The sequence below is a fragment of the Kitasatospora sp. P5_F3 genome (assembly GCF_054049135.1).
In genome coordinates this window covers 14,097-35,338 of record NZ_JBFUMY010000026.1, presented here as the reverse complement: position 1 = coordinate 35,338, position 21,242 = coordinate 14,097, and the positions used below count along the sequence as shown (strand labels likewise).

Annotated in this window: 21 protein-coding genes; 11 read left to right on the top strand and 10 right to left on the bottom strand. The window is 71.4% G+C overall.

From position 1 onward, the window contains the following. Position 1: 1 nt before the first annotated feature. Positions 2-997 (bottom strand): Gfo/Idh/MocA family protein, encoded by a 996-nt coding sequence (locus ACXJMZ_RS17430; RefSeq protein ID WP_457030950.1) that lies wholly within the window; start codon positions 995-997, stop codon positions 2-4. A 120-nt stretch (positions 998-1,117) separates the two neighbouring features. Between ACXJMZ_RS17430 and ACXJMZ_RS17425 the strand changes: the two genes are divergently transcribed. Both ACXJMZ_RS17425 and ACXJMZ_RS17420 read left to right on the top strand, forming a co-directional pair. After that, positions 1,118-2,419: a DUF445 domain-containing protein gene (locus ACXJMZ_RS17425; protein WP_457030949.1), complete on the top strand. Its 1,302-nt coding sequence runs from the start codon at positions 1,118-1,120 to the stop codon at positions 2,417-2,419. Positions 2,420-2,464: 45 nt separating this feature from the next. Further along, complete coding sequence (locus tag ACXJMZ_RS17420) at positions 2,465-3,508, top strand: adenosine deaminase (protein ID WP_457030948.1); 1,044 nt, start codon at positions 2,465-2,467, stop codon at positions 3,506-3,508. Here the strand turns inward: ACXJMZ_RS17420 and ACXJMZ_RS17415 are convergent. The 4 genes from ACXJMZ_RS17415 to ACXJMZ_RS17400 all read right to left on the bottom strand — a co-directional run bounded on the left by ACXJMZ_RS17415 (position 3,505) and on the right by ACXJMZ_RS17400 (position 6,695). Then, positions 3,505-4,176 carry a YidC/Oxa1 family membrane protein insertase gene (locus tag ACXJMZ_RS17415; protein WP_457030947.1) on the bottom strand — a complete coding sequence of 224 codons (672 nt, stop codon included), beginning with the start codon at positions 4,174-4,176 and terminating at the stop codon, positions 3,505-3,507. The genes ACXJMZ_RS17420 and ACXJMZ_RS17415 overlap by 4 nt on opposite strands. A gap of 97 nt (positions 4,177-4,273) precedes the next feature. After that, a complete protein-coding gene (locus ACXJMZ_RS17410) occupies positions 4,274-4,567 on the bottom strand; it encodes a DUF6412 domain-containing protein (protein WP_457030946.1) in 294 nt (97 codons plus the stop codon). Positions 4,568-4,646: 79 nt separating this feature from the next. Further along, positions 4,647-5,729 carry a Gfo/Idh/MocA family oxidoreductase gene (locus ACXJMZ_RS17405; protein WP_457030945.1) on the bottom strand — a complete coding sequence of 361 codons (1,083 nt, stop codon included), beginning with the start codon at positions 5,727-5,729 and terminating at the stop codon, positions 4,647-4,649. Positions 5,730-5,792: 63 nt separating this feature from the next. Next, a complete protein-coding gene (locus tag ACXJMZ_RS17400; RefSeq protein WP_457030944.1) occupies positions 5,793-6,695 on the bottom strand; it encodes a lytic polysaccharide monooxygenase auxiliary activity family 9 protein in 903 nt (300 codons plus the stop codon). Positions 6,696-6,992: 297 nt separating this feature from the next. On the opposite strand from ACXJMZ_RS17400, the gene ACXJMZ_RS17395 reads away from it, so the two are divergent. Then, complete coding sequence (locus ACXJMZ_RS17395) at positions 6,993-7,772, top strand: HAD-IIA family hydrolase (RefSeq protein WP_457030943.1); 780 nt, start codon at positions 6,993-6,995, stop codon at positions 7,770-7,772. Positions 7,773-7,906: 134 nt separating this feature from the next. Then, on the top strand, positions 7,907-8,617 hold the full coding sequence (locus ACXJMZ_RS17390) for a uracil-DNA glycosylase (RefSeq protein ID WP_457030942.1): 711 nt from the start codon (positions 7,907-7,909) through the stop codon (positions 8,615-8,617). A gap of 81 nt (positions 8,618-8,698) precedes the next feature. Here the strand turns inward: ACXJMZ_RS17390 and ACXJMZ_RS17385 are convergent, their stop codons facing one another. Further along, positions 8,699-9,373: a 3-oxoacid CoA-transferase subunit B gene (locus ACXJMZ_RS17385; RefSeq protein WP_457030941.1), complete on the bottom strand. Its 675-nt coding sequence runs from the start codon at positions 9,371-9,373 to the stop codon at positions 8,699-8,701. 3 nt (positions 9,374-9,376) lie between these two features. Continuing rightward, positions 9,377-10,156, bottom strand: coding sequence for a CoA transferase subunit A (locus ACXJMZ_RS17380; RefSeq protein WP_457030940.1), 780 nt, complete (start codon positions 10,154-10,156; stop codon positions 9,377-9,379). Positions 10,157-10,441: 285 nt separating this feature from the next. Here ACXJMZ_RS17380 and ACXJMZ_RS17375 point away from each other — a divergent pair, with 285 nt between their 5' ends. The 6 genes from ACXJMZ_RS17375 to ACXJMZ_RS17350 all read left to right on the top strand — a co-directional run bounded on the left by ACXJMZ_RS17375 (position 10,442) and on the right by ACXJMZ_RS17350 (position 16,400). Further along, positions 10,442-11,728, top strand: a complete 1,287-nt coding sequence (locus tag ACXJMZ_RS17375) for a substrate-binding domain-containing protein (RefSeq protein ID WP_457030939.1) — start codon at positions 10,442-10,444, stop codon at positions 11,726-11,728. 5 nt (positions 11,729-11,733) lie between these two features. Beyond that, a complete protein-coding gene (locus tag ACXJMZ_RS17370; RefSeq protein ID WP_457030938.1) occupies positions 11,734-12,552 on the top strand; it encodes an ABC transporter ATP-binding protein in 819 nt (272 codons plus the stop codon). A gap of 125 nt (positions 12,553-12,677) precedes the next feature. Next, on the top strand, positions 12,678-13,451 hold the full coding sequence (locus ACXJMZ_RS17365; RefSeq protein WP_457030962.1) for an ABC transporter ATP-binding protein: 774 nt from the start codon (positions 12,678-12,680) through the stop codon (positions 13,449-13,451). Further along, positions 13,451-14,317, top strand: a complete 867-nt coding sequence (locus tag ACXJMZ_RS17360; protein WP_457030937.1) for a branched-chain amino acid ABC transporter permease — start codon at positions 13,451-13,453, stop codon at positions 14,315-14,317. The genes ACXJMZ_RS17365 and ACXJMZ_RS17360 overlap by 1 nt, the downstream gene beginning before the upstream one ends. A gap of 74 nt (positions 14,318-14,391) precedes the next feature. Continuing rightward, positions 14,392-15,513: a branched-chain amino acid ABC transporter permease gene (locus ACXJMZ_RS17355; protein ID WP_457030961.1), complete on the top strand. Its 1,122-nt coding sequence runs from the start codon at positions 14,392-14,394 to the stop codon at positions 15,511-15,513. After that, entirely contained in the window at positions 15,510-16,400 is an 891-nt protein-coding gene (locus ACXJMZ_RS17350) for an alpha/beta fold hydrolase (protein WP_457030936.1), read from the top strand. The genes ACXJMZ_RS17355 and ACXJMZ_RS17350 overlap by 4 nt, the downstream gene beginning before the upstream one ends. A 144-nt stretch (positions 16,401-16,544) precedes the next feature. Here ACXJMZ_RS17350 and ACXJMZ_RS17345 read toward each other — a convergent pair whose 3' ends face one another. From ACXJMZ_RS17345 to ACXJMZ_RS17335, 3 genes are all read right to left on the bottom strand, one after another. After that, positions 16,545-17,270, bottom strand: a complete 726-nt coding sequence (locus tag ACXJMZ_RS17345; RefSeq protein ID WP_457030935.1) for a VC0807 family protein — start codon at positions 17,268-17,270, stop codon at positions 16,545-16,547. A gap of 184 nt (positions 17,271-17,454) precedes the next feature. Beyond that, positions 17,455-18,720 (bottom strand): hypothetical protein, encoded by a 1,266-nt coding sequence (locus tag ACXJMZ_RS17340; protein ID WP_457030934.1) that lies wholly within the window; start codon positions 18,718-18,720, stop codon positions 17,455-17,457. A gap of 264 nt (positions 18,721-18,984) precedes the next feature. Beyond that, the gene (locus ACXJMZ_RS17335) at positions 18,985-19,584 is read right to left on the bottom strand and encodes a DedA family protein (RefSeq protein WP_457030933.1); all 600 of its coding nucleotides are present in this window, start codon (positions 19,582-19,584) and stop codon (positions 18,985-18,987) included. Between the two features lie 557 nt (positions 19,585-20,141). Between ACXJMZ_RS17335 and ACXJMZ_RS17330 the strand changes: the two genes are divergently transcribed. Further along, complete coding sequence (locus tag ACXJMZ_RS17330) at positions 20,142-21,233, top strand: LLM class flavin-dependent oxidoreductase (protein WP_457030932.1); 1,092 nt, start codon at positions 20,142-20,144, stop codon at positions 21,231-21,233. Positions 21,234-21,242: the final 9 nt, after the last annotated feature.

Here is a 21,242-nt window from a genome sequence, read left to right as displayed (position 1 = left end):
CTCACTCCTCGGGGTAGCGCACCCCGACCTGGGCCCGGACGGCGTCCAGCGTCCGCATCACCGCGAGGGTGCCGTCCAGCGGCACCAGCGGCGACTCGGTCAGGCCCGCCCGCAGACAGCGGACCACCTCGGCGGCCTCCAGCCCGAGCCCGTTCCCCGGGCCCCGGTCGAGGGTGAATTTCTGGGCGGGCTTGCCGTCCTGGTGCAGCACGAAGTCGGTGGCGTGGAAGAAGTCGGCGGGTAGCTCGATCCGGCCGGTGCTGCCGTGCACCGAGGCCCGTTGGCTGTACCCGGCCACCAGCGAGCAGCTGAGCAGCGACAGCGCACCGCCGGTATGGCCGAGCACGATACCGGTGTGCTCGTCCACGCCCTCCGGTGTCAGCGTGGCCACCGCCCTGACCTGCTCGGGCTCGCCCAGCAGCAGGTGCGCGAAGGAGACCGGGTAGACGCCGAGGTCGAGCAGGGCGCCGCCGCCAGCCGCCGGGTCGCGCAGCCGGCTGGTGGGGTCGGGCGGGGTCGGGAAGCCGAAGTCGGCGTGCACGGCCCGGACCTCGCCGATCGCACCGTCTCGGACCAGCTCGACGACCTGGCGGACCACCGGGTTGAAGTACATCCACATCGCCTCCATCAGGAAGCGGCCGTGGGCCCGGGCGGCGGCGACCAACTGCTCGGCCTGACGGACGTTCAGGGTGAACGGCTTCTCGCACAGCACCGCCTTCCCGGACTCCAGCATCAGGGTGGTGGCGGCCTGGTGGGCGGAGTGCGGGGTGGCCACGTACACCACGTCGATCCCGGGGTCGGCGGCCAGCTCGGCCCAGGAGCCGTACGCCCGGGGGATGCCGAACCGGTCGGCGAAAGCGCGCGCCGACGGCTCGGTCCGCGACGCCACGGCGGCCACCTCGGCACCGGGGACGGCGAGCAGGTCCGCGGTGAAGGCCGCGGCTATCCCGCCGGTGGCGAGGACGCCCCAGCGGATCGGTCGGTCGGAGCTGGTCATCGTGCGTGACACCTCTCGGTGGTCCGGTTCGAGCCCTGGAAGCGGTCAGTGTCCCTGATCTGTCCCGGAGAAGCACGTGGCATCGTCGGATGATCGGGCCGGGCGGGGCAGACTGTCGGAGTGAGCGTCGATCAGAAGGTCCGGCCGGGGGTCGGCTTGGGTGTGAGCTTCACGGCGGCCGACGAGGAGAAGCGCCTGGGCGTCCGGCGGATGAAGCTGTTCGCCACCGGGCTGCTCGGGCTGGCCACCGTGGTGTTCGGTCTTGCCACCTGGGCCGACGCGGCCGGGGCCGGGCCGTGGGCCGGGTATGTCGCGGCGGCGGCCGAGGCGGGGATGGTGGGTGCGCTGGCGGACTGGTTCGCCGTCACCGCGCTGTTCCGCCGCCCGTTCGGACTGCCGATCCCGCACACCGCGATCATCCCGACCAAGAAGGACGCCTTCGGCCAGTCGCTGGGCGACTTCGTCGGCGACAACTTCCTCTCCGCCCCGGTGGTCCGGGACCGGCTGGCCCGGATCGGCATCGCCCGCAGGCTCGGCGAGTGGCTGGCCGCGCCGGGCAGTGCCGAGCGGGTCACCAGCGAGGCGGCGGCCGCGCTGCGCGGGGTGCTCGCGGTGCTCAACGACGACGACGTGCAGGCCGTGGTGGCCGAGGCGGTCACCCGGCGGGCGGCCGCCACCTCGGTGGCCGAACCGGCCGGGCGGCTGCTCGGCAAGGTGGTCGCCGACGGCGGGCACCACGGGGTGGTGGACCTGATCGCCGTCCGGGTGCACGACTGGCTGACGGAGCATCACCAGGACGTGGTCCAGCGGGTCACCCAGAAGACCCCGGGCTGGACCCCGAAGTTCATCGACCACCAGGTCGGCGAGCGGGTCTACAAGGAGCTGATGCGCTTCGTCACCGACATCCGGGACGACCCGCAGCACCCGGCCCGGGGCGCGGTCGACAACTTCCTGGCCGACTTCGCCACCGAGCTCCAGCAGGCCCCGGCCACCATCGACCGGGTCGAGCGGGCCAAGGCCGAGCTGCTGGCCCGCCCTGAGGTGCAGGAGCTGATCGCCTCCTCCTGGTCGGCCGTCCGCACGCTGGTGCTGACCGCGGCCGAGGACGAGCAGAGCGAGCTGCGCCGCCGGATCAGGGACGGGCTGCGCTCGTTCGGCCGACGGCTGGCCACCGACGACAGGCTGCAGGCGAAGACCGACGGCTGGCTGCAGGACGCCGCCGGGTACGTGGTGAAGACCTACCGGGCCGAGATCACCGCGCTGATCTCGGAGACCGTGGCGGGCTGGGACGCCGACGACGCCTCCCGCAAGATCGAGGCCAACGTCGGTCGTGACCTGCAGTTCATCCGGATCAACGGCACCGTGGTGGGTGCGCTGGCGGGGCTGCTGATCCACACCGTGGCCGTGGCGCTGGGTGGTTGAGAGCGGGTTAGCATGGCGCGTCTGCGTCGTACGAAGGAGAACGAAGTGGTGACTCAGGGCAAGCGTGGCATCGAGGCGTTCATCGCGGGGATGCCCAAGGCCGAACTGCACGTCCACCACGTCGGGTCCGCCTCGCCGCGCGTGGTGGCCGAACTGGCCGCCCGGCACGCCGGTCAGAGCAAGGTGCCGACCGACCCGGCCGCACTGGCCGAGTACTTCGACTTCACCGACTTCGGGCACTTCATCGAGGTCTACCTGAGTGTGGTGGACCTGATCCGCGACGCCGAGGACGTCCGCTCGCTCACCTTCGGGGTGGCCGAGGACATGGCCCGGCAGAACATCCGGTACGCCGAACTGACCGTCACCCCGTACTCCTCGGTCAGCCGGGGCATCCCGGACGTGGCCTTCATGGAGGCGATCGAGGACGCCCGGCTGCGGGCCGAGAAGGAACTCGGCGTGGTGCTGCGCTGGTGCTTCGACATCCCCGGCGAGGCCGGCCTGGCCGCCGCCGAGGAGACCGCCCGGCTGGCCGTCGACCTGGCGCCCGAGGGTCTGGTCAGCTTCGGCCTCGGTGGCCCGGAGATCGGCGTGCCGCGCCCGCAGTTCAAGCCGTACTTCGACCGGGCCCGGGCGGCCGGTCTGCACAGCGTCCCGCACGCCGGTGAGACCACCGGGCCCGAGACGGTCTGGGACGCCCTGCGGGTGCTCGGCGCCGAGCGGATCGGCCACGGCACCCAGGCGGTCAAGGACCCCTCACTGCTGGACTGGCTCGGCGAGCACCGGATCCCGCTGGAGGTCTGCCCGACCTCCAACATCGCCACCCGCGCGGTGGAGCGGATGGAGGACCACCCGATCCGGCAGATGGTCGACGCGGGCCTGCTGGTGACGGTCAACAGCGACGACCCGCCGATGTTCGGCACCGACCTGAACACCGAGTACGCGGTCGCCGCCCGGCTGCTCGACCTGGACGAGTCCGGCGTCGCCGCGCTGGCGCGGAACGCCGTCGAGGCGTCCTTCCTGGACGCACCCGGCAAGGCCCGGATCATCGGTGAGATCGACCAGTACCTTGCCGGGTGGGACCAGGGCTAGGACTCTCCGGCCGGGACCGGTCGGAGCAGCCAGGCCCGTTCGGCCAGTGTCCAGGCGGTGGTGGTGAGCAGGTAGAGGGCGCCGGCCAGCGGCAGCAGGACCGCGAACAGCGCCGTGCCGTACGAGAGGTACGGCATCAGCGCGGCGCCCGGGGCGGTCGGGTCGGTGACGTTCCGGCGGGCCCGGCGGAAGCCGAGCCAGCCGAGGCCCGCGAGTGCCGCGAACAGGACGGCGAACGCGATCAGTTCGGCCGGACCGCTCGCGGCGCTCGGGTGCAGGTCGAGCGGGACACCGAACAGGGTCGCGCCGAGCAGGTCGTTCGGTGTGGTGAAGAGCCGGTACATCACCATGAAGAACGGCGCCTGGGCCAGCATCGGCAGGCAGCCCGCGAACGGTGACGCACCCTCGGTGCGGTACAGCTCGGCGGCTGCGGCACGCAGCTTCTCCGGCTTGTCGCGGTGCTTGCGGCCCAGCTCGGCGAGCTGGGGTGCGAGTCGGAGCCTGGCCCGTTCGCCACGCGCGGCGGAGCGGGCCAGCGGGTGCAGCAACAGGCGGACGCAGACGGTGAACAGCACGATCGCCAGGGCGGTCGGCAGCGGCTGGGCCAGGGCGGCGACGGCGTCGTGCGCCAGGCCGACGGCGGGGTCGAGCAGGGTGAAGACGGACATGACGGGGTGAGCCCTCCGGGGGTCTCGAGTACTCGGGTACGAGAGGTCGGCGGAGGACGGCCGGTGAGCCGGTGTTCGGTGGAGTGGTGCGGCGGGCTCAGGCGGCCGTCAGGGCCGCGCCCGGTGCCCTGGGGCGACGACGGCCCCGGGCGTCCGGATCACGCTGGGGCAGGAAGGCGGACCGGAACGCGCGCCTGCGCAGCGCCCGGTCCCGTACCGCCCGTGGAGCCTGCGCCCCGAGCAGCCGGGCGGTCGACAGCGCAGCCGCCGCCACCCCGGCCAACAGGACCAGGGTGGCTGCGGCGGCGACGACACCGAGGCCGCCGGAACCGGTCAGCTGATCACCCGTCAGCACCCGGACCAGACCGAGGAGTACGGCGAGCAGTGTCATGGCCGGACCTCCTTCGGTGCGGGGCTGAGAGCTTCGGGTCTTCCTACTTCGGGGTCATCCTACGCAGACCGGTCGCCGGTCAGTAGCCCTGGCCGGGCAGCTGCACGGTGCTGCCGATGGCCGCCGAGTTCCGGGCGGCCTCCAGCACGGCGAGGGTGGCGACGGCGTCGCGCGGGTCGACCGGGGGCGGGGTGCCGTCGGCGAGGGCGGCGGCGATGCCCGCGTAGTAGGCCGGGTAGTCGCCGGGGGTGGTGGGGTACGGGGCTGACGACTCGTCGGTGCCGAGCGTGCCGTGCGTGCTGTCCGTGCCCCAGGGGGTGCCGTCGTGCGGGCGGCGGCCGGACCGGAGGTCGGCCTCCTGCGGGTCCATGCCGAACTTCACGTACCCGGCGGTGTCGCCGAGCACCCGCAGTCGGGGGCCGCCGAGGGCGGCGATCGCGCTGGTCCACAGGTGCGAGCGGACGCCGGAAGTGTGGGTGAGGGCGAGGAAGGCGTCGTCGTCCACCGCCGCGCCGTCCCGGCGGACGTCGATCTCGGCGTAGACCGACTCGACCGGGCCGAACAGCGTCAGGGCCTGGTCCACCAGGTGACTGCCCAAGTCGTACAGGGTGCCGCCGACCTCGGCCGGGTCGGCCAGCTCGCGCCAGCCCGCCTTGGGCTTGGGCCGGAACCGCTCGAACCGGGACTCGAACCGGTGCACCCGGCCGAGCGAGCCGTCCTCGACCAGCCGACGGGCGGTCAGGAAGTCGCCGTCCCAGCGGCGGTTCTGGAAGACCGACAGCAGGGTGCCGGTGCGCTCGGCGAGCCGGCACAGCTCGGCCGCCTCGGCGGCGGTGGCGGCCAGCGGCTTGTCCACCACGGTGGGCAGCCCGGCGGTCAGCGCGGTGCGGGCCAGCGGCACGTGGGTGCGGTTGGGGGAGGCGATCACCACCAGGTCGAGCCGGCCGTCGGCGGCCTCGCCGAACAGCTGCTCGGGAGTGTCCAGCGGGCGGGCGCCGGGGTGTTCGCGGTGCAGCTGGGCGCGGCGGTCGGGGTTGGCGGTGACCACCGCGTCCAGCTGCAGTCCGGGGGTGGTGGCGATCAGCGGGGCATGGAAGGCGGAGCCCGCCAGGCCAAAGCCGACGAGGCCGACACGGAACGGGGGTCGGGGCGTGCTGCTCATGCCCTTACTCAACCACGACCCCCGCCCCGGGCGGGTACGGCGCGTACGAGGTGGCGGCCCAGGTCAGCGGGCGGACCGGCCCTCGATCCGGCGGCGGCGGTGCAGGACGGCGACGGCGCCACCGGCCAGCACGAACGAGGTGCCGACGGCGGTCATCAGGCCGGTGGAGCGGTCGGTGCCCGTTTCGGCCAGCTGCTTGGTGGTGGCCGGCGCGGCGGCGGGTACGGCGGCGGCAGCAGCGGGTGCGACGGCCGGTGCGGCCGCGTGGTCGTGGTGCGCGGAGGTGTCCGAGGCGGGGACCACGGCGGCCGGTGCGGCGGCCGTACCGGTGCCGTCGAAGGTCACGTCGGAGCAGGTGTAGAACGCCTCCGGGCTGTCCGAGCGCTGCCAGATCGCGTAGATCATCTGACGGCCGGTCTTACCGGTCGGGACGGTCACCGGGAACGAGTAGTAGCCGTTCACCACCACCGGGTCGGTGAAGCTGGCGAACGGGGTGGTGTCCAGGTTCGACCAGCTCAGCGGCAGGTTCGGGTTGTAGCTGCTGTTGGTCATGAAGAGCTGGAAGGTGCCCCGGTGCGGCGCGGTGGCCCGGAACTTGAACGTGGTGCTCGCACCGGCGGTCAGGTTGGTGGCCGGCCAGTCGTTGCGGGCCAGGTCGAGGCCGACGAACTCGGTGGCGTTGGCGCTGCACAGGCGGCCGTCCGGGATCAGCTGGCGGTGGCGGCCGGCGGCGTCGCCGATCCGGATGCCGTTCCAGTCGTACATGGCCTGGGTGCCGCCGTAGGCGATGGCGGCCTTGCAGGCGGCCGACTTGGGCTGCTCGGGGTTCTCCAGGTAACAGCCGTACACCCGGCTGAGCGGGTTCTGCAGGGAGCCGTGGGCGGTGGCGGTGCCGGTGCCGAGCGCGGTGGCGGCCAGGGCGGTGCCGGCGAGAGCGACGACGACGGCGGTGCGACGAACGGACATGGTGGGGGTACTCCTTCAGCGGTGGGGGTCGCTGAGAAGTACGCTAGCCAGGCGCTGCTTGGCAGTTGACGGACCCTCAGCTCTGTTAGGAAACCTTTAAGACTGTCTTGAGGTGGCCATGAGGATCGATCCGAGAGGCGGAGCGGGCCGTCCGGTGGGCGGGACGTGCTCCCGTCGGGCAGGCGTGCGGATTAGGCTGTGCCCCGTTGGGGCAGCGCAGTATCCCTGGTGGGGCTCTCCGGGGCACCACCGTCACCGCTATCCGCACGACCTCGCACGATTTCGGGAGACACGCACGTGGCAGAGCGCAAGCCCATCGAGTCCTGGCTGACCGACATGGACGGCGTCCTCATTCACGAGGGCACGCCGATTCCGGGCGCGGAGGAGTTCCTCCGTCGCCTGCGGGAGTCCGGCAAGCCGTTCCTGGTGCTGACCAACAACTCCATCTACACCCCTCGGGACCTCAGCGCCCGACTGGCCGGCATGGGCCTGGAGGTGCCGGAGGAGTGCATCTGGACCTCGGCCCTGGCCACCGCCAAGTTCCTCAAGGGCCAGCGCCCGGGCGGCACCGCGTACGTGATCGGCGAGTCCGGCCTGACCACCGCGCTCTACCAGGCCGGCTACGTGCTGACCGACAAGGACCCGGACTACGTGGTCCTCGGTGAGACCCGCACCTACAGCTTCGAGGCGCTGACCAAGGCGATCCGCCTGATCAACGACGGGGCGCGGTTCATCTGCACCAACCCGGACGAGACCGGCCCGTCCCCCGAGGGCGTGCTGCCGGCCACCGGCTCGGTCGCGGCGCTGATCACCAAGGCGACCGGTGTCGACCCGTACTTCGTCGGCAAGCCCAACCCGCTGATGATGCGCGAGGCGCTGAACAGCGCGGGCGCCCACTCCGAGACCGCCGTGATGATCGGTGACCGGATGGACACCGACATCGTCGCGGGCATGGAGGCCGGTATGGAGACCATCCTGGTACTCACCGGTCTGACCGCCGAGGCGGACGTGGAGCGCTTCCCGTACCGGCCGACCCGGGTGGTCAAGTCGATCGCCGATCTGATCGAGCTGGTCTGACGGCTGCTTGCGTTTCGTTTCGGCGCCCCTTCGGTCGGCTGGGTTTCCAGTGACCGGAGGGGCGCTGTCATGTCGGTCCGGGTGTGTAGCGTTCGGGGTGTCATTTCGGGTGTGCGGTGAAAGGCAGTGGGGCTGTGACTGAGCTGGTGGAGACGGTGGCCGGGTTCGAGGTGCCGGAGTCCTGGCAGGGGGCGCTGGCAGGGGAGTTGGCCAAGCCGTACTTCGGCGAGCTGGCGGCCTTCGTGGCCGAGCAGCGGGCCGAGCACCAGGTCTTCCCGCCCAGCGGGCAGGAGTTCGCGGCGCTGGCGGCCACGCCGTACGACAAGGTCCGGGTGCTGGTGCTCGGCCAGGACCCGTACCACGACGACAACCAGGCGCACGGGATGAGCTTCTCGGTGCAGCCCGGCGTGAAGACCCCGCCCTCGCTGCGGAACATGTTCAAGGAGCTGGACGCCGACCTCGGCATCCCCGCCCCCGACAACGGCTACCTGATGCACTGGGCCGAGCAGGGCGTGCTGCTGCTCAACGCGGTGCTGACGGTGCGGGCGCACGAGGCCAACTCGCACAAGGGCAAGGGCTGGGAGAAGTTCACCGACGCGGTGATCACGGCGGTCAGCGACCGGCCGGAGCCCTGCGTCTTCGTGCTCTGGGGCAACTACGCGAAGAAGAAGCTGCCGCTGATCGACACCTCCCGGCACGTGGTGGTGCAGGGAGCACACCCCTCGCCGCTGTCGGCCCGGCTGTTCTTCGGCAGCCGCCCGTTCTCGCAGATCAACGAGGCGCTGACCGGGTTCGGCAGCGAGCCGATCGACTGGCGGGTGCCGGACTTGGCCGAGCAGGGCTGACGGTCGGTCAGGCCGGCGACGGCGGCCGGGCCGCAGACCATCTAGGCTCTGCGGCCCGGCCGTCGTTGCGCGGTACGGGAGTCAGAGCAGCTTCGGGCCGGTGGCGGCCTGCACCTCGTCGAAGGTGTGACCAGGGGCGACCTCGACCAGTCGGAGGCCCTCGGGGGTGACGTCGATGACGGCCAGGTCGGTGACGATCCGGTGCACCACGCCCCGGCCGGTGGCGGGCAGTGACAGCTCGTCAACGATCTTCGGGGAGCCGTCCCTGGCGGTGTGTTCCATCACCACGATCAGCCGACGGGCGCCGTGCACCAGATCCATCGCACCCCCCATCCCCTTGACCATCTTGCCGGGGATCATCCAGTTGGCCAGGTCACCGGTGGCGGAGACCTGCATCGCGCCGAGCACCGAGACGTCGATCCGGCCGGCCCGGATCATGCCGAAGGAGAACGCCGAGTCGAAGTACGCGGCGCCGTCGGCGACGGTGACCGTCTCCTTGCCCGCGTTGATCAGATCGGGGTGCTCCGCGCCGTCGTGCGGGTAGGGGCCGACACCGAGGATGCCGTTCTCCGAGTGCAGCACCACGTGCACGCCGGGCGGCAGGTGACCGGGGATCAGGGTGGGCAGGCCGATGCCCAGGTTGACGTACTGGCCGTCGCGGAGCTCGCGGGCCGCCCGGGCGGCCAGGGCGTCGCGCGGGTCGAGGGTGGGGGTGGTGGCGCGGGTGGTGGCGGTGGTGGTCGTGGCGGCGGTCATGGCTCAGCTCCCCTGGCGGGTGGTGGAGTTGGCGGGCAGGGCCTGGACGGTGCGGCGCTCGATCCGGCGGTCGGCGGGGTCGGCGGCGACCACCCGGTCGACGTAGACGCCGGGCAGGTGGATCGCGTCCGGCGGGAGCTCGCCGGGCTCGACGATCCGGTCCGCCTCGACCACGGTGATCCGGCCGGCGGTGGCGCAGAGCGGGTTGAAGTTGCGGGCGGCGGCGTTGAAGACGCAGTTGCCGTGCCGGTCCGCCACCTCGGCGCGGACCAGTGCGAAGTCGGCGGTGATCGCCTCCTCCAGCAGGTACCGCCGGCCGCCGAACTCCCGGACCTCCTTGGGCGGTGAGGCCAGCGCGACACTCCCGTCGGCGGCGTACCGCCAGGGCAGGCCGCCCTCCTCGACCTGGGTGCCGACGCCCGCCGGGGTGAAGAAGGCGGGGATGCCCGCGCCGCCCGCCCGCAGGCGCTCGGCCAGTGTGCCCTGCGGGGTGAGCTCGACCTCCAGTTCGCCGGACAGGTACTGCCGGGCGAACTCCTTGTTCTCCCCCACGTACGAGGAGGTCATCCGGGCGATCCGGCCGGCCCGCAGGAGCAGGCCGAGACCCCAGTCGTCCACCCCGCAGTTGTTGGACACCACCCGCAGACCGGAGGTGCCGGCACCGACCAGGGCGCCGATCAGCGTGCTCGGAATGCCGCAGAGACCGAAACCGCCGACGGCGAGTGTCGCGCCGTCGGGGATGTCCTCGACCGCGCGGGCGGGGGAGTCCAGGACCTTGTCCAAGTCAGTCACCTCATGAGGGGGTTGGGACGGTGCCGCGGGAGCGCCGGGACCTTGCTGCGCCCACCACCTTCTCCGCAGCCGACCGGGGCTTCCATGGCGGCCGTGGCCATGGGGGTGGCCGGTCTCATGTCGATCAGGCACATGAGCCGGGGCGATGGCCGGGGATATGGCTGCCCGGCACATATCGACAGCTGACGCTGCGTCGTCCCGTCACATGTCGCCGGCCCGGTGCCGCACCTACGGTTCCGGAATCCACCACCGCCGTGTCGTCAGGAGTCGGCCATCATGCGCAGTTCGACCAGCACCCCCAGACCCGCAGCTCAGGCCGCGCGACCGACCGTTCGCCGAGGGAGCCGGCGCCTGCTCGCCGCTGCGCTGGGTGGCCTGCTCGCGGTATCCGTGGTCGGCTGCGCCAAGGCCGGCACGGCGGGCACCTCGTCGGACACGGCGGCCGACGCGGGCGGCAGCAAGGCCCCGGTGAAGGTCGGCCTGGTGTACTCGAAGACCGGTCCGCTGGCGGCCTACGGCAAGCAGTACCTGGAGGGCTTCAAGGCCGGTCTCGACTACGCGACCAAGGGCACCGGCGCGGTGGACGGCCACAAGATCGAGATCGCCGAGCAGGACGACGCGGGCGACCCGGCCAAGGCCGTCTCCGCCGCCAAGGACCTGATCGGCAAGGGGCACAAGATCCTGGCGGGGTCGACCGCCTCTGGCGTGGCGCTTCAGGTGGGCCCGATCGCGGCGCAGAACAAGGTGCTTTTCATCAGCGGCCCGGCCGCCACCGACAAGGTCACCGGGTTGAACAAGTACACCTTCCGCTCGGGCCGGCAGTCGTACCAGGACATTCGTACGGCGGCCTCGTTCATCGGGGACGCCAAGGGCAAGAAGGTCACGGTGCTGGCCCAGGACAACGCCTTCGGGCAGGGCAACGTGGCGGCCGTCAAGGCGGTGCTGGGCGGTCAGGGCGCGACGGTGGAGTCGGTGCTCGCGCCGCCGAGTGCGACCGACCTCACCCCGTTCGCCACCCAGGCGAAGTCCGCCAAGCCCGACCTGCTGTACGTCGCCTGGGCGGGGGAGACCGCCTCCGCGCTCTGGACCTCGCTCAGCCAGCAGGACGTCTTCGCCTCGACCAAGGTGGTGACCGGCCTCGACCTGGCGGCCTCCTACCCGCTCTTCGGTCCGGCGGGCGAGAAGATCTCCTTCCTGAACCACTACTTCGACGGCGCGGCCGGCACGGAGGCCGAGAAGGCGATGGCTGCCGCCGTCGGCAAGGCCGGTGCCAAGCCGGACATCTTCACCCCCGACGGCTTCACCGCCGCGCAGATGGTGGTGCACGCGATCGAGGCCAACAAGGGTTCGGCCGATGACGCCGACGCTCTGGTGAAGGCGCTGGAGGGGTGGAGCTTCGAGGGGGTCAAGGGCAAGCTGACCGTCCGGGCGGAGGACCACGCACTGCTGCAGCCGATGTTCCAGGTGAAGCTCACCGGGACCGGCGCGGCCGCGAAGCCGACGGTGGAGAAGAGCCTTCCTGCTGACCAGGTGGCACCCCCGGTCACCCCGATCGCGGGCTGATCCGGATGTCGAGCCGTGCAGCCGCAGCCGCAGTCGCCTCGGTGGGTGTGGTGGGAGCCTCGGCGGCAGCCTCGGTCGAATCGGTGCTGCGGCTGCGCGGGGTGGGCTGGTCCGTCCGTGGGGTGCCGATCGTCGAGGACGTCTCCTTCGACGTGCACGAGGGTGAGTTCATCGCCTTCATCGGCCCGAACGGTGCGGGCAAGACCTCCTTGTTCAATCTGATCTCCGGGATCTACCCGGTGACGCATGGGGCCATCGAGCTCGACGGTGCGGACATCACCACCGAGTCGGTGCACGGCCGGGCCCGCCGTGGCCTGGGCCGCACCTTCCAGACCTCCTCCCTGTGGAGCGGGATGACGGTGGCCGACCACGTCCGGCTGGCCGCTCAGGCGGCGGCCGGGCCGAGCGCCTCGTACCGGATCTGGCGCCGGGCCGGCCGGTACACCGGGCAGGTCGCCGAGACTCTGGAGCGAACCGAACTCGCCCACCGGGCCGACACTTTGGCGAGCGCGCTGTCGCACGGCGAGAAGCGCAAGCTCGAGCTGGCCGTCCTGCTGGTCTCCGATCCCCGGCTGATCCTGCTGGACGAGCCGATGGCCGGAGTCAGCGCGGAGGAGGTCCCGGCCCTGACCGCGCTGATCCGCTCGGTGCACCGGGACCTCGGCCGCACCGTGCTGATGGTGGAACACCACATGGACGTCCTGCTCGGCCTCGCGGACCGGCTTGCCGTGATGCACCACGGCACGCTGCTCGCGCTCGACACCCCTGCTGCGGTGATGGCGGACGCCACCGTGCAGCAGGCCTACCTGGGAGAGGGACTGTGACGGACTCCTCCTTCCTGACCACCGGTCAGACTGTTGACGCCGGTGCCGGTGCCGGTGCCGGTGCCGGTGCCGGTGCCGGTGCCGCTGGCGCCGTTGGTCCGGAGCCGTTGCTGACGGTCCGTGATCTGCGGGTGGTGATCGACGGGCTGCACATCCTGCACGGGGTGGACCTGGACGTCGCGCCGAGCGGGGTCACCGCCCTGCTCGGGCGCAACGGCGCGGGGAAGACCACCACGGTCAAGGCGATCATGGGGCTGGTGCCGCGCACCGGGAGCCTGCGGTTCGCGGGCGCCGAACTGGTCAAGTTGCCGACCCATCTGGTGGTCCGTCAGGGCATCGGCTATGCCCCGGAGGACCGGGGGATCTTCGCCGGGCTGACGGTGGCCGAGAACCTCCGGCTGGCCGAACGGGACGGCTCCCCGGAGTACGACCTGGTCCACGAGCTCTTCCCGGAACTCAAGCAGCGGGCCGGGCAGTTGGCCGGGACGCTGTCCGGCGGTCAGCAGCAGATGGTGGCGATCGGGCGGACCCTGCTCAACGGCAATCGCCTGATCATCGCCGACGAGCCGACCAAGGGACTGGCGCCGAAGATCGTGGCCGAGGTCGCCGACGTACTGGAGCGGGCCGCCGCGACGGTGCCCGTCCTGCTGGTCGAGCAGAACCTCGCCCTGGTCCGCCGGCTGGCCGGCACCTGTGCCGTGCTGGCCGACGGCCGGACCGCCCACCGTGGTGGCACGGCCGAGCTGCTCGCCGACGAGGAGGCCGCCCGCCGACTGCTCGGTGTCGGCCGGCCCTCGCCTGCCGCTACCCCTGTCCCCGGCCCGGCGCCCACGCCGACCGTTGCCGTACCTCCTCCCGTCGCTCCGACTGCCGCTGTCACCACGGAGGTGGCTCCCTGATGGACACTGTCGTCCTCCTCACCTGTACCGGTCTCGGACTGGGTGCGCTGTATTTCCTGGTCGCCTCCGGGCTCTCGCTCATCTTCGGTCTGATGGACGTGCTCAACTTCGCCCACGGGGCGCTGCTCTCGGTCGGCGCCTACGCCACCTGGTGGGCGGGCACCGAGGGAGGGATGGGCTTCTGGTTGGCGGTGGTCTTCGGCACGGCGGTCGGGACGGTCGTGGCCGTCCTGCTCGAACTGGTGTTGATCCGTCCTCTCTACAACCGGCCTCGGGACCAGATCCTGGCCACGGTCGGTGTCGGTCTCGCGGTGCCCGCGCTCCTGATGGGGATCTGGGGGGCGGACTCCCGTCCCTTCCCCCAACCCGCCGCGCTCTCCGGCACGGTGGGGTTGTTCGGCGCGATCGTCCCGGTCAATCGCTTCGTCCTGCTCGCGGCAGCGGCCCTCGTGCTGGTGGCGCTGCGGCTCTTCCTGAGCCGGACCCGGTACGGCTTGGTGGTCCGGGCCGGCGTCGAGGACCGCGCGATGGTCACGGCCCTGGGTATCGACGTTCGCAAGGCGTTCACGCTGGTCTTCGCGATCGGCGGCGCGGCCGCCGCACTCGGCGGGGCGCTGAGCGGCCTCTACTTCGGCTCGGTCCACCCCGGCCAGGGGACCAGCCTGCTCATCTTCGCCTTCGTCGTGGTCGTGATGGGAGGCATGGGCTCCGTCACCGGAGCGGCCGTGGCCTCCGTCGCGGTGGGCCTTGTCCAGCAGTTCGCCAACTACTACACCGCTGCCGGGCTCGGCGACCTCTCGGTCGTCGTGCTGCTGGCCGTACTGCTCCTGGTACGACCGCGCGGACTCACCGGGAGGCTCGCGTGAGCACAGACACCTCAACCACGAGCACCGGAAGTGCCGCTGACGGCAAGTCTGCTCCAGGGAGTGCAGATCGCGCCATCCCTCGAACAGGTGAATCAATCACGGAACGCTCGACACTCATACACAGAGCGCTACGCTGGTGGCCGATCGCTCTGCTGATCCTGTTCCTTGTCGCCCCATACAGTGCGCTTCCGCTCCCTGGCCTGCTCGACGGCCCGCTCGGCAGTCCGGGAAGCCTGCAACTCATCGCCCTCTGCCTGGTCTACGGGGCACTCGCCACCGGCTACGACCTCCTGCTCGGCCGCACCGGTCTGCTCTCGTTCGGGCATGCGCTCTACTTCGCCACCGGTCTCTACGCGACCGACCTCGCGATGCTCGAACTCCAACTCCCGTTCGCCGCCGCCGCACTGTTCGGCATCGGCTGCTCCATCAGCCTCGCGCTGCTGCTCGGCTCGGTCAGCCTGCGGGTGACCGGGATCGGGTTCTCCATGGTGACGCTCGCGTTCGCCCAGGCCGGTTCGATCCTGGTCCAGCGCAACCCCGGCGGGGTGACCGGCGGGGAAGAGGGGCGAGCCGCGCCGGTCGAGATGCTGCCCGACAGCCTGGTCGGGATCGAGAACACCGCGAACCTCTACTGGATCGCACTCGGCTACCTGGTGCTGACCCTGGCCGTCGTCCAGTGGACCGTCAGCTCGCCCACCGGCCGGATCTGGGAGGGCATCAAGGAGAACGAGCGCCGGGTCGAGGTGCTCGGCCTGCGCCCCTACGGCTTCAAGTTGGTGGCCTTCGTCATCGCCGGCGGCCTGGCCGGCGCCGGCGGGGTCGTCTACCTGCTGCTGACCGGTGGCGCGACGCCGCAGGCAGCCACCTCGGACGCGACCCTCGCGCTGCTGGTGATGGTCGTGCTCGGCGGTTCGGGCACTCGGTGGGGCCCGTTGCTCGGCGGTGTCCTCTACACCTGGGCGGGTCACCGGCTGGGTGATCTGGCGAACTCCTCGGCCATCGCGGACCTCCCGGCTGTGCTCCGAGTACCGCTGTCGCAGCCGCTCTTTTTGCTCGGTGCACTGTTCGTCGCGGTGGTCTATCTGCTCCCGGGTGGCCTGGCTAAGCTGCCAGCTCGTATCCGGGCCGGCCGTTCCAAAGCCGACCAGGTCGGAGTTCCCGGCCCGGCCCACTCCCTGGAAGGTGGCACCACGTGAGCTCCGGACCTGCCCAGTACGAAGAGCTGACCGTCCCCGTCCCGGGCGGCGATCTGACGGTGCTTCGGTGGCCGGCCACCGACCCCGATGCCCCCACCGTGCTGGCTCTGCACGGCATCACCGCGAACGCCCTGGCCTGGAGCGAGGTGGCCCGCTGCCTGGCCGGCCGGGCCACCCTGATCGCGCCCGACCTGCGCGGCCGGGCAGCCAGCCGGACGGTCACCGGGCCGTACGGCCTGGCCCGGCACGCCGACGATGTGGCCGCCCTGGTGTCCGCGCTCGACCTCGGCCCGGTCCGGCTCACCGGGCACTCGATGGGCGCCTGGATCGCCGCGCTAGCCACCGTCCGGCACCCCGAGCTGGCGTCCTCACTGCTTCTCGTGGACGGGGCGGTCAGCTTCCCGCTGCCGGTCGGGGTGACCGAGGACGCCGCGCTGGCCGCCGTGCTCGGTCCGGCGCTGGCCCGGCTGTCGATGACCTTCCCGAGCCGGGACGCCTACCGGGCGTTCTGGCAGCAGCACCCGTCCTTCGCCGGAGCGTGGACGGCCGAGCTCGAGGCCTACATCCAGCGGGACCTGGTCGGCACCGAGCCCGAACTCCGGTCCTCCTGCGTGCCGGAGGCGATTCGGCAGGACGGCGGCGAGGTCCTGCTCGACAAGGACGCCGCAGGCGCGGTCCACCGCCTGCCGCTGCCCGCGGAACTGCTGTGGGCCGAGCGCGGCCTGATGGACGAGCCGCAGGGGCTGTACGACGTGGAGCGGATCGCGCTCGCGGGGCTCGACCTGGAGCGGGTCAGCGCCACCCTGGTGCAGGACACCAACCACTACACGATCGTGGCCGGCCCGGTCGGAGCCGAGCAGATCGTGCTGCGGCTGCTCGCGGGCTGACCCGGTCGGAGCCCGGTCGGAGCCCGGGGTACCTGCGGTGACGAGATGTCAGCTCCGCCCGAGCAACGCCTCGGGCCCCTCCGGAGGAAGTCCGGAGGGGCCCGAGGCAGCAGGGGACGGGGAGGCGGCAGGTCCGCGTCGGGGTCAGACGCTCTCGGCGCCGAGACGCTCGGCCATCCGTCCGGCGAAGACATTGCCGACCGCGATACCGACCGTGATGGCGGCGGAGAGCATCACCGGCCCCAGCCAGACCATGGTCTCGACGGGGAAGACGTAGGCGCCGATGATCTTGGCCGCGCACTCGACGAGCAGGACGGTGCCCCAGGCGAGGGAGAAGCTCCGCTCGTTGCGGCGGAAGACGTCGTCCCCGGCGGAGAGCCGCAGCCAGGCCGCCTCCCGGTCGGCCCTGTTCTTGACCAGGAAGGGCCGCAGACCGGCGCTCATCGCGGGCCGGCCGAGCAGCGCCGAGATCACGATGGCGCCGCCGATCACGCTGGAGACCGCACCGTCCTTGGCGATCATCAGTCGGGCGTCACCCGCCACGGCGGACAGGGCGATTCCCGCCACGTTGACGGTCAGCATCAGCAGCGCGAGCGCGTTCACCGGACGCCGCCGCACCAGGCTCGCCACCGTCCGGACAGCCGGCACCGCACTGCCGAGGCCGAGTGCGGTGACCAGCGAGAGCCCCAGCAGCGAGTGGGCCGTGAAGTACACGGCCAGCGGCAGCGCCACGTCGACGGCGAGCGGTGCGAGCCCGGCGATCCTCGGGTCCACCCCGGTGCCGCGTGCGTCAGTGGCCGCGGAGTCGGTCCGAGTGCCGCCGTCGGTACGGGCGCTGCCGTCGATCCGAGTGCTGGTGGTCAGTGCCATCACTGTCTCCCCTGTCCGATGATTCCCCGGCGGCTGTCTGCTGCCTCCATGAGAATCCCGCGACAGGGGTACCGCCCGGCAGTGCCGCCGGTGATGACATCCGGATGACGGATGTCATGGTCTGACTCACCGTCAACTGTCCGTCTTCACCGCGGCGGCACTCGCCGGGAGGAACCCCCGGGCGTCAGCCCGCCGAGCCGAGGAAGGAGGGCCAGCCCTCCGCGGGAGCCTTCCCCACGCCGAGGGTCCGCAGCTTCCGCAGTGTCGACTGGTCCTGGACCTCCAGCCACTCGACCAGCTGACGGAACGACACCAGCCGGACCTCGGGCTTGCCCGCGATCACCTTGAGCGCCTCCTCGACGGCGTCCATGTAGATGCCGCCGTTCCACTGCTCGAAGTGGTTGCCGATGAACAGCGGCGCGCGGTTGGAGTTGTAGGCGCGGTCGAAGCCGGCCAGGTAGGCGTCCTTGGCCTGGGTGCGCCAGGCGTCGTACTTGGCCGGGTCACCCTTCGTGCTGCCCGCGGACTGGTTGGCCAGGATGTTGTAGTCCATCGAGAGCACCTGGAAGCTGTGCCCGGGGAACGGGATGGACTGCAGCGGGAAGTCCCAGATCTTCCCGTCCTGCACCTTCTGCGGCCAGATCTGCAGGCCGCCCGGCGAGCTGGCGTCGTACTTCCAGCCCAGCTTGACCGCCGTCGGCAGCAGCGTCTTCTGGCCCTCCAGACACGGGGTCCGAGCGCCGATCAGCTCCTTCTTGTAGTCGAAGGGGAGCGGGTCGACGTCGGTGAAGCCGGTGTTGGTCTTCCACTGGGTGACGAAGGAGACGGCCTGGTCGATCTCGCTCTGCCAGTCGTCGGGGCTCCACTTGTTGACGCCGTTGCCGTCGGAGCGGGTGGAGCAGAAGTGCCCGTTGAAGTGCGTGCCGATCTCGTGCCCGGCCAGCCAGGCCTGGCTGATCAGCTTGATGGTGCTCTTCACCGCGTTGTCGGAGAGGAACGGGATGTCGGACGCGCCGACCGAGTGCTGCGGCGGGTGGTAGAGGTTCGACTTGCTCTTCGGCAGCGTGTAGATGCCGGAGAGGAAGAAGGTCATGGTGGCCTTGTACTGCTCGGCCAGCTTGAGGAACCTCGGGAACTGGTTGTCGTCGGTGCCGCCGGCGCCGTCCCAGGAGAAGACCACGAACTGCGGCGGACGCTCACCGGGCTTGAGCTTCTCGGGCTTCGGCTGGTTGGGCTGAGCCCCGGTGTCCGATGCGGAGCCGTCCCCGATCGGCTTGCCCTTCACCGGCGCGGTGCTCGAACCGCCGCTCGCCGCCGGGCTGCCCGGCTTGGACGTGTCGGCTCCCGAACCGCCGGTCCCGGAGCCACTGTCACCACAGGCGGCCACCGCTCCGAGGGCGGCGGTGGCCGCGGTGGCGCTGAGCACGGTCCTGCGCGAGATGCTGCCCATGGTCTCCCCAGCCGTAGTGCATCCGACAGTCCACGCGGAGAAATCGGATATTGATGGATATTTCATCGCCAGCATGCCATGCGGGATGAGAGCACTTCAAAGCCCCTTCACTGCGGGACAACACGCAGTCAAGGGGCGTCCGGCTCCACGATAGGAGCACTGTTGCAGTCTTGGGACAGTTCTCCGGAACACCACCCGAGGGGAGACGGTCGGCGGAAGCCCGGCCGGCGGGAAACCCGCCCGGAGCGTCGAACTGGGGGAGTGTCAGGTGAGCGCGAGCTCGCGGCGCCGACGGCGTACCAGCCGGGCCACCGTGGTGCTGATCGCGGTCGCCGCGACACAGGAGACCGCCAGGCTCAGCCAGTCGGTGTTGAACCAGTGGCTGTTCAGCCAGCCCAGACTCACGATGTACGAGGCCCAGATCAGCGCGGCCAGCGCCGACATCCGGAGGAAGCGGCGCGAGGAGGAGGCGGAGTGGCCGACGGCCAGGTCGAGCACGGTCCGCCCGGCCGGGACGAAGCGGGCCACGATCACCACGGCGGCGGCCGTCCGACTGGTCTGCCCGCTGAAGTACTGCTGCAGCCGTTCGACGCTGGCCGCCAGTTCGGGGCGGTCGTCGAGCCGACGTTGCACCCGGGGCGAACCGCGGCGGGCGAGATTCAGCAGAACGAAGTCGCCCAGGAAGGAAGCCACCGCGACACCGGCCGCGAGCAGCAGCGGTGCACCGTCCACCTCGGCGGTGTTCAGGACGGCCAGGATCACCAGGGTGCCGCTCGGGAGGAAGGGCAGGAAGGCGTCACCGAGTACGGCAAAGAGCGCGAGTACGCAGATCCATACCGGCCCTACCAGCGCTGCGGCGTCCAAGGCGATGCTCCCTCAACAAGTCTCCGGGAGGTGTCCCAGTGACTACGGGGGTAAACGCTAGCGGGTTGACGTTTCATGCCCTGAAGCACCCCCGTGTGTCGGGTGTCACGATATGGCCCCGGGTGAGCCGGCAGCCGCCCGGGGAGCGCGTCCGGATTGGCGTGAGCCCCTGAGGCGGGGTGCCGCTCCAGGGGCTCACAGGGGTCCAGCGGAACTGGTCCAGCCCGCCGACCTTGCAGGTGGGAGTGGGCGTGCTGATGCACTGCCCCACTGATCGGAAAGCCTGCCCGAAGGGATTGCGGCGGCGCGAGTCCTACGGCTGGCGACTTCTCGCGCTGGCGTCAATTCGCCACCCCTAATTCACCACCTGGTGAAGGGTGCTGTCGGATCGTCAGCTCACCAACGGGTGGTGGGCCGGAGGATCGGTGACTCCCGGCCCGGCCCGGCCGACGGCGGTCGAGCCCGCCCGCCGGGAACAGGAGGCCACCCGGCTCGGTTGGTTGAGTCCCGACGGCAGGAACGGATACCCCGCACCTGTCAGAAGGGAGAACCCCGGCATGACCTCCGAGGACGAGCCGCAGGCGAGCACACCGCCGGCCCCGCCCGCCGACCCCATCCGTGGCGTGGCCCGGGGCACCGCCCCGGCCCCGCTCTCCATCCTCGACCTCGCGACGATCGGCGTCGGCTACTCGTCCAGCGAGGCACTGGGGGCCACCACCGAGCTGGCCCGCAACGCCGAGCGCTGGGGCTACCACCGCTTCTGGGTGGCCGAGCACCACGGGATGCCCGGAGTCGCCAGTTCCACCCCGGCCGTGCTGCTGGCCCACCTCGGCGCGCACACCCGCACCCTTCGGCTCGGTTCCGGCGGAGTGATGCTGCCCAACCACGCGCCGCTGGCCATCGCGGAGCAGTTCGGCCTGCTGGAGTCGCTGCACCCGGGCCGGATCGACCTCGGCCTCGGCCGGGCGCCCGGCACCGACCCGGCCACCGCCCGCGCGCTGCGCCGGGGTGTGGCGGACAGTCCGGACGACTTCCCGCAGCAGCTCTCGGAGCTGCTGCACTTCATGGACGGCGACTTCCCGGACGGGCACCCGTACGCCAGGCTCAGCGCCGTACCCCAGGGGGACGGGCGACCGCCGGTCTGGCTGCTCGGTTCGTCCGGCTTCAGCGCCCAGCTGGCGGGGCGGCTCGGCCTGCCGTTCGCCTTCGCGCACCACTTCAGCGCGGCCAACACCGTCCCCGCGCTCGACCTCTACCGCTCGTCCTTCCGTCCCTCGGCCGTCCTGGACGAGCCGTACGCGCTGATCGGGGTGAGCGCGGTGGCGGCCGACGACGAGCGGCAGGCCAGGCGGCTGGCCCGGTCGGCGGGGCTGGCCATGCTCCGGCTGCGCCGGGGCACACCGGGACTGATTCCGACCCCGGACGAGGCGGAGCAGTACCCGTACAGCCCGGCCGAGGCCGAGTTCCTGGACGCCTGGCTCGCCAATGTCGTACTCGGTGCCCCGGGCGAGGTGGCCGACGGGTTGGAGGCGCTGCGCAAGCGGACGGGTGCCCAGGAGCTGATGGTGACCTCGCACATCCACGGTCACGAGGCGCGGCAGCGCTCGTACGGGCTGATCGCGGAGGCGTACGGGTTGAGCGATAGCTGACGGCCGGTA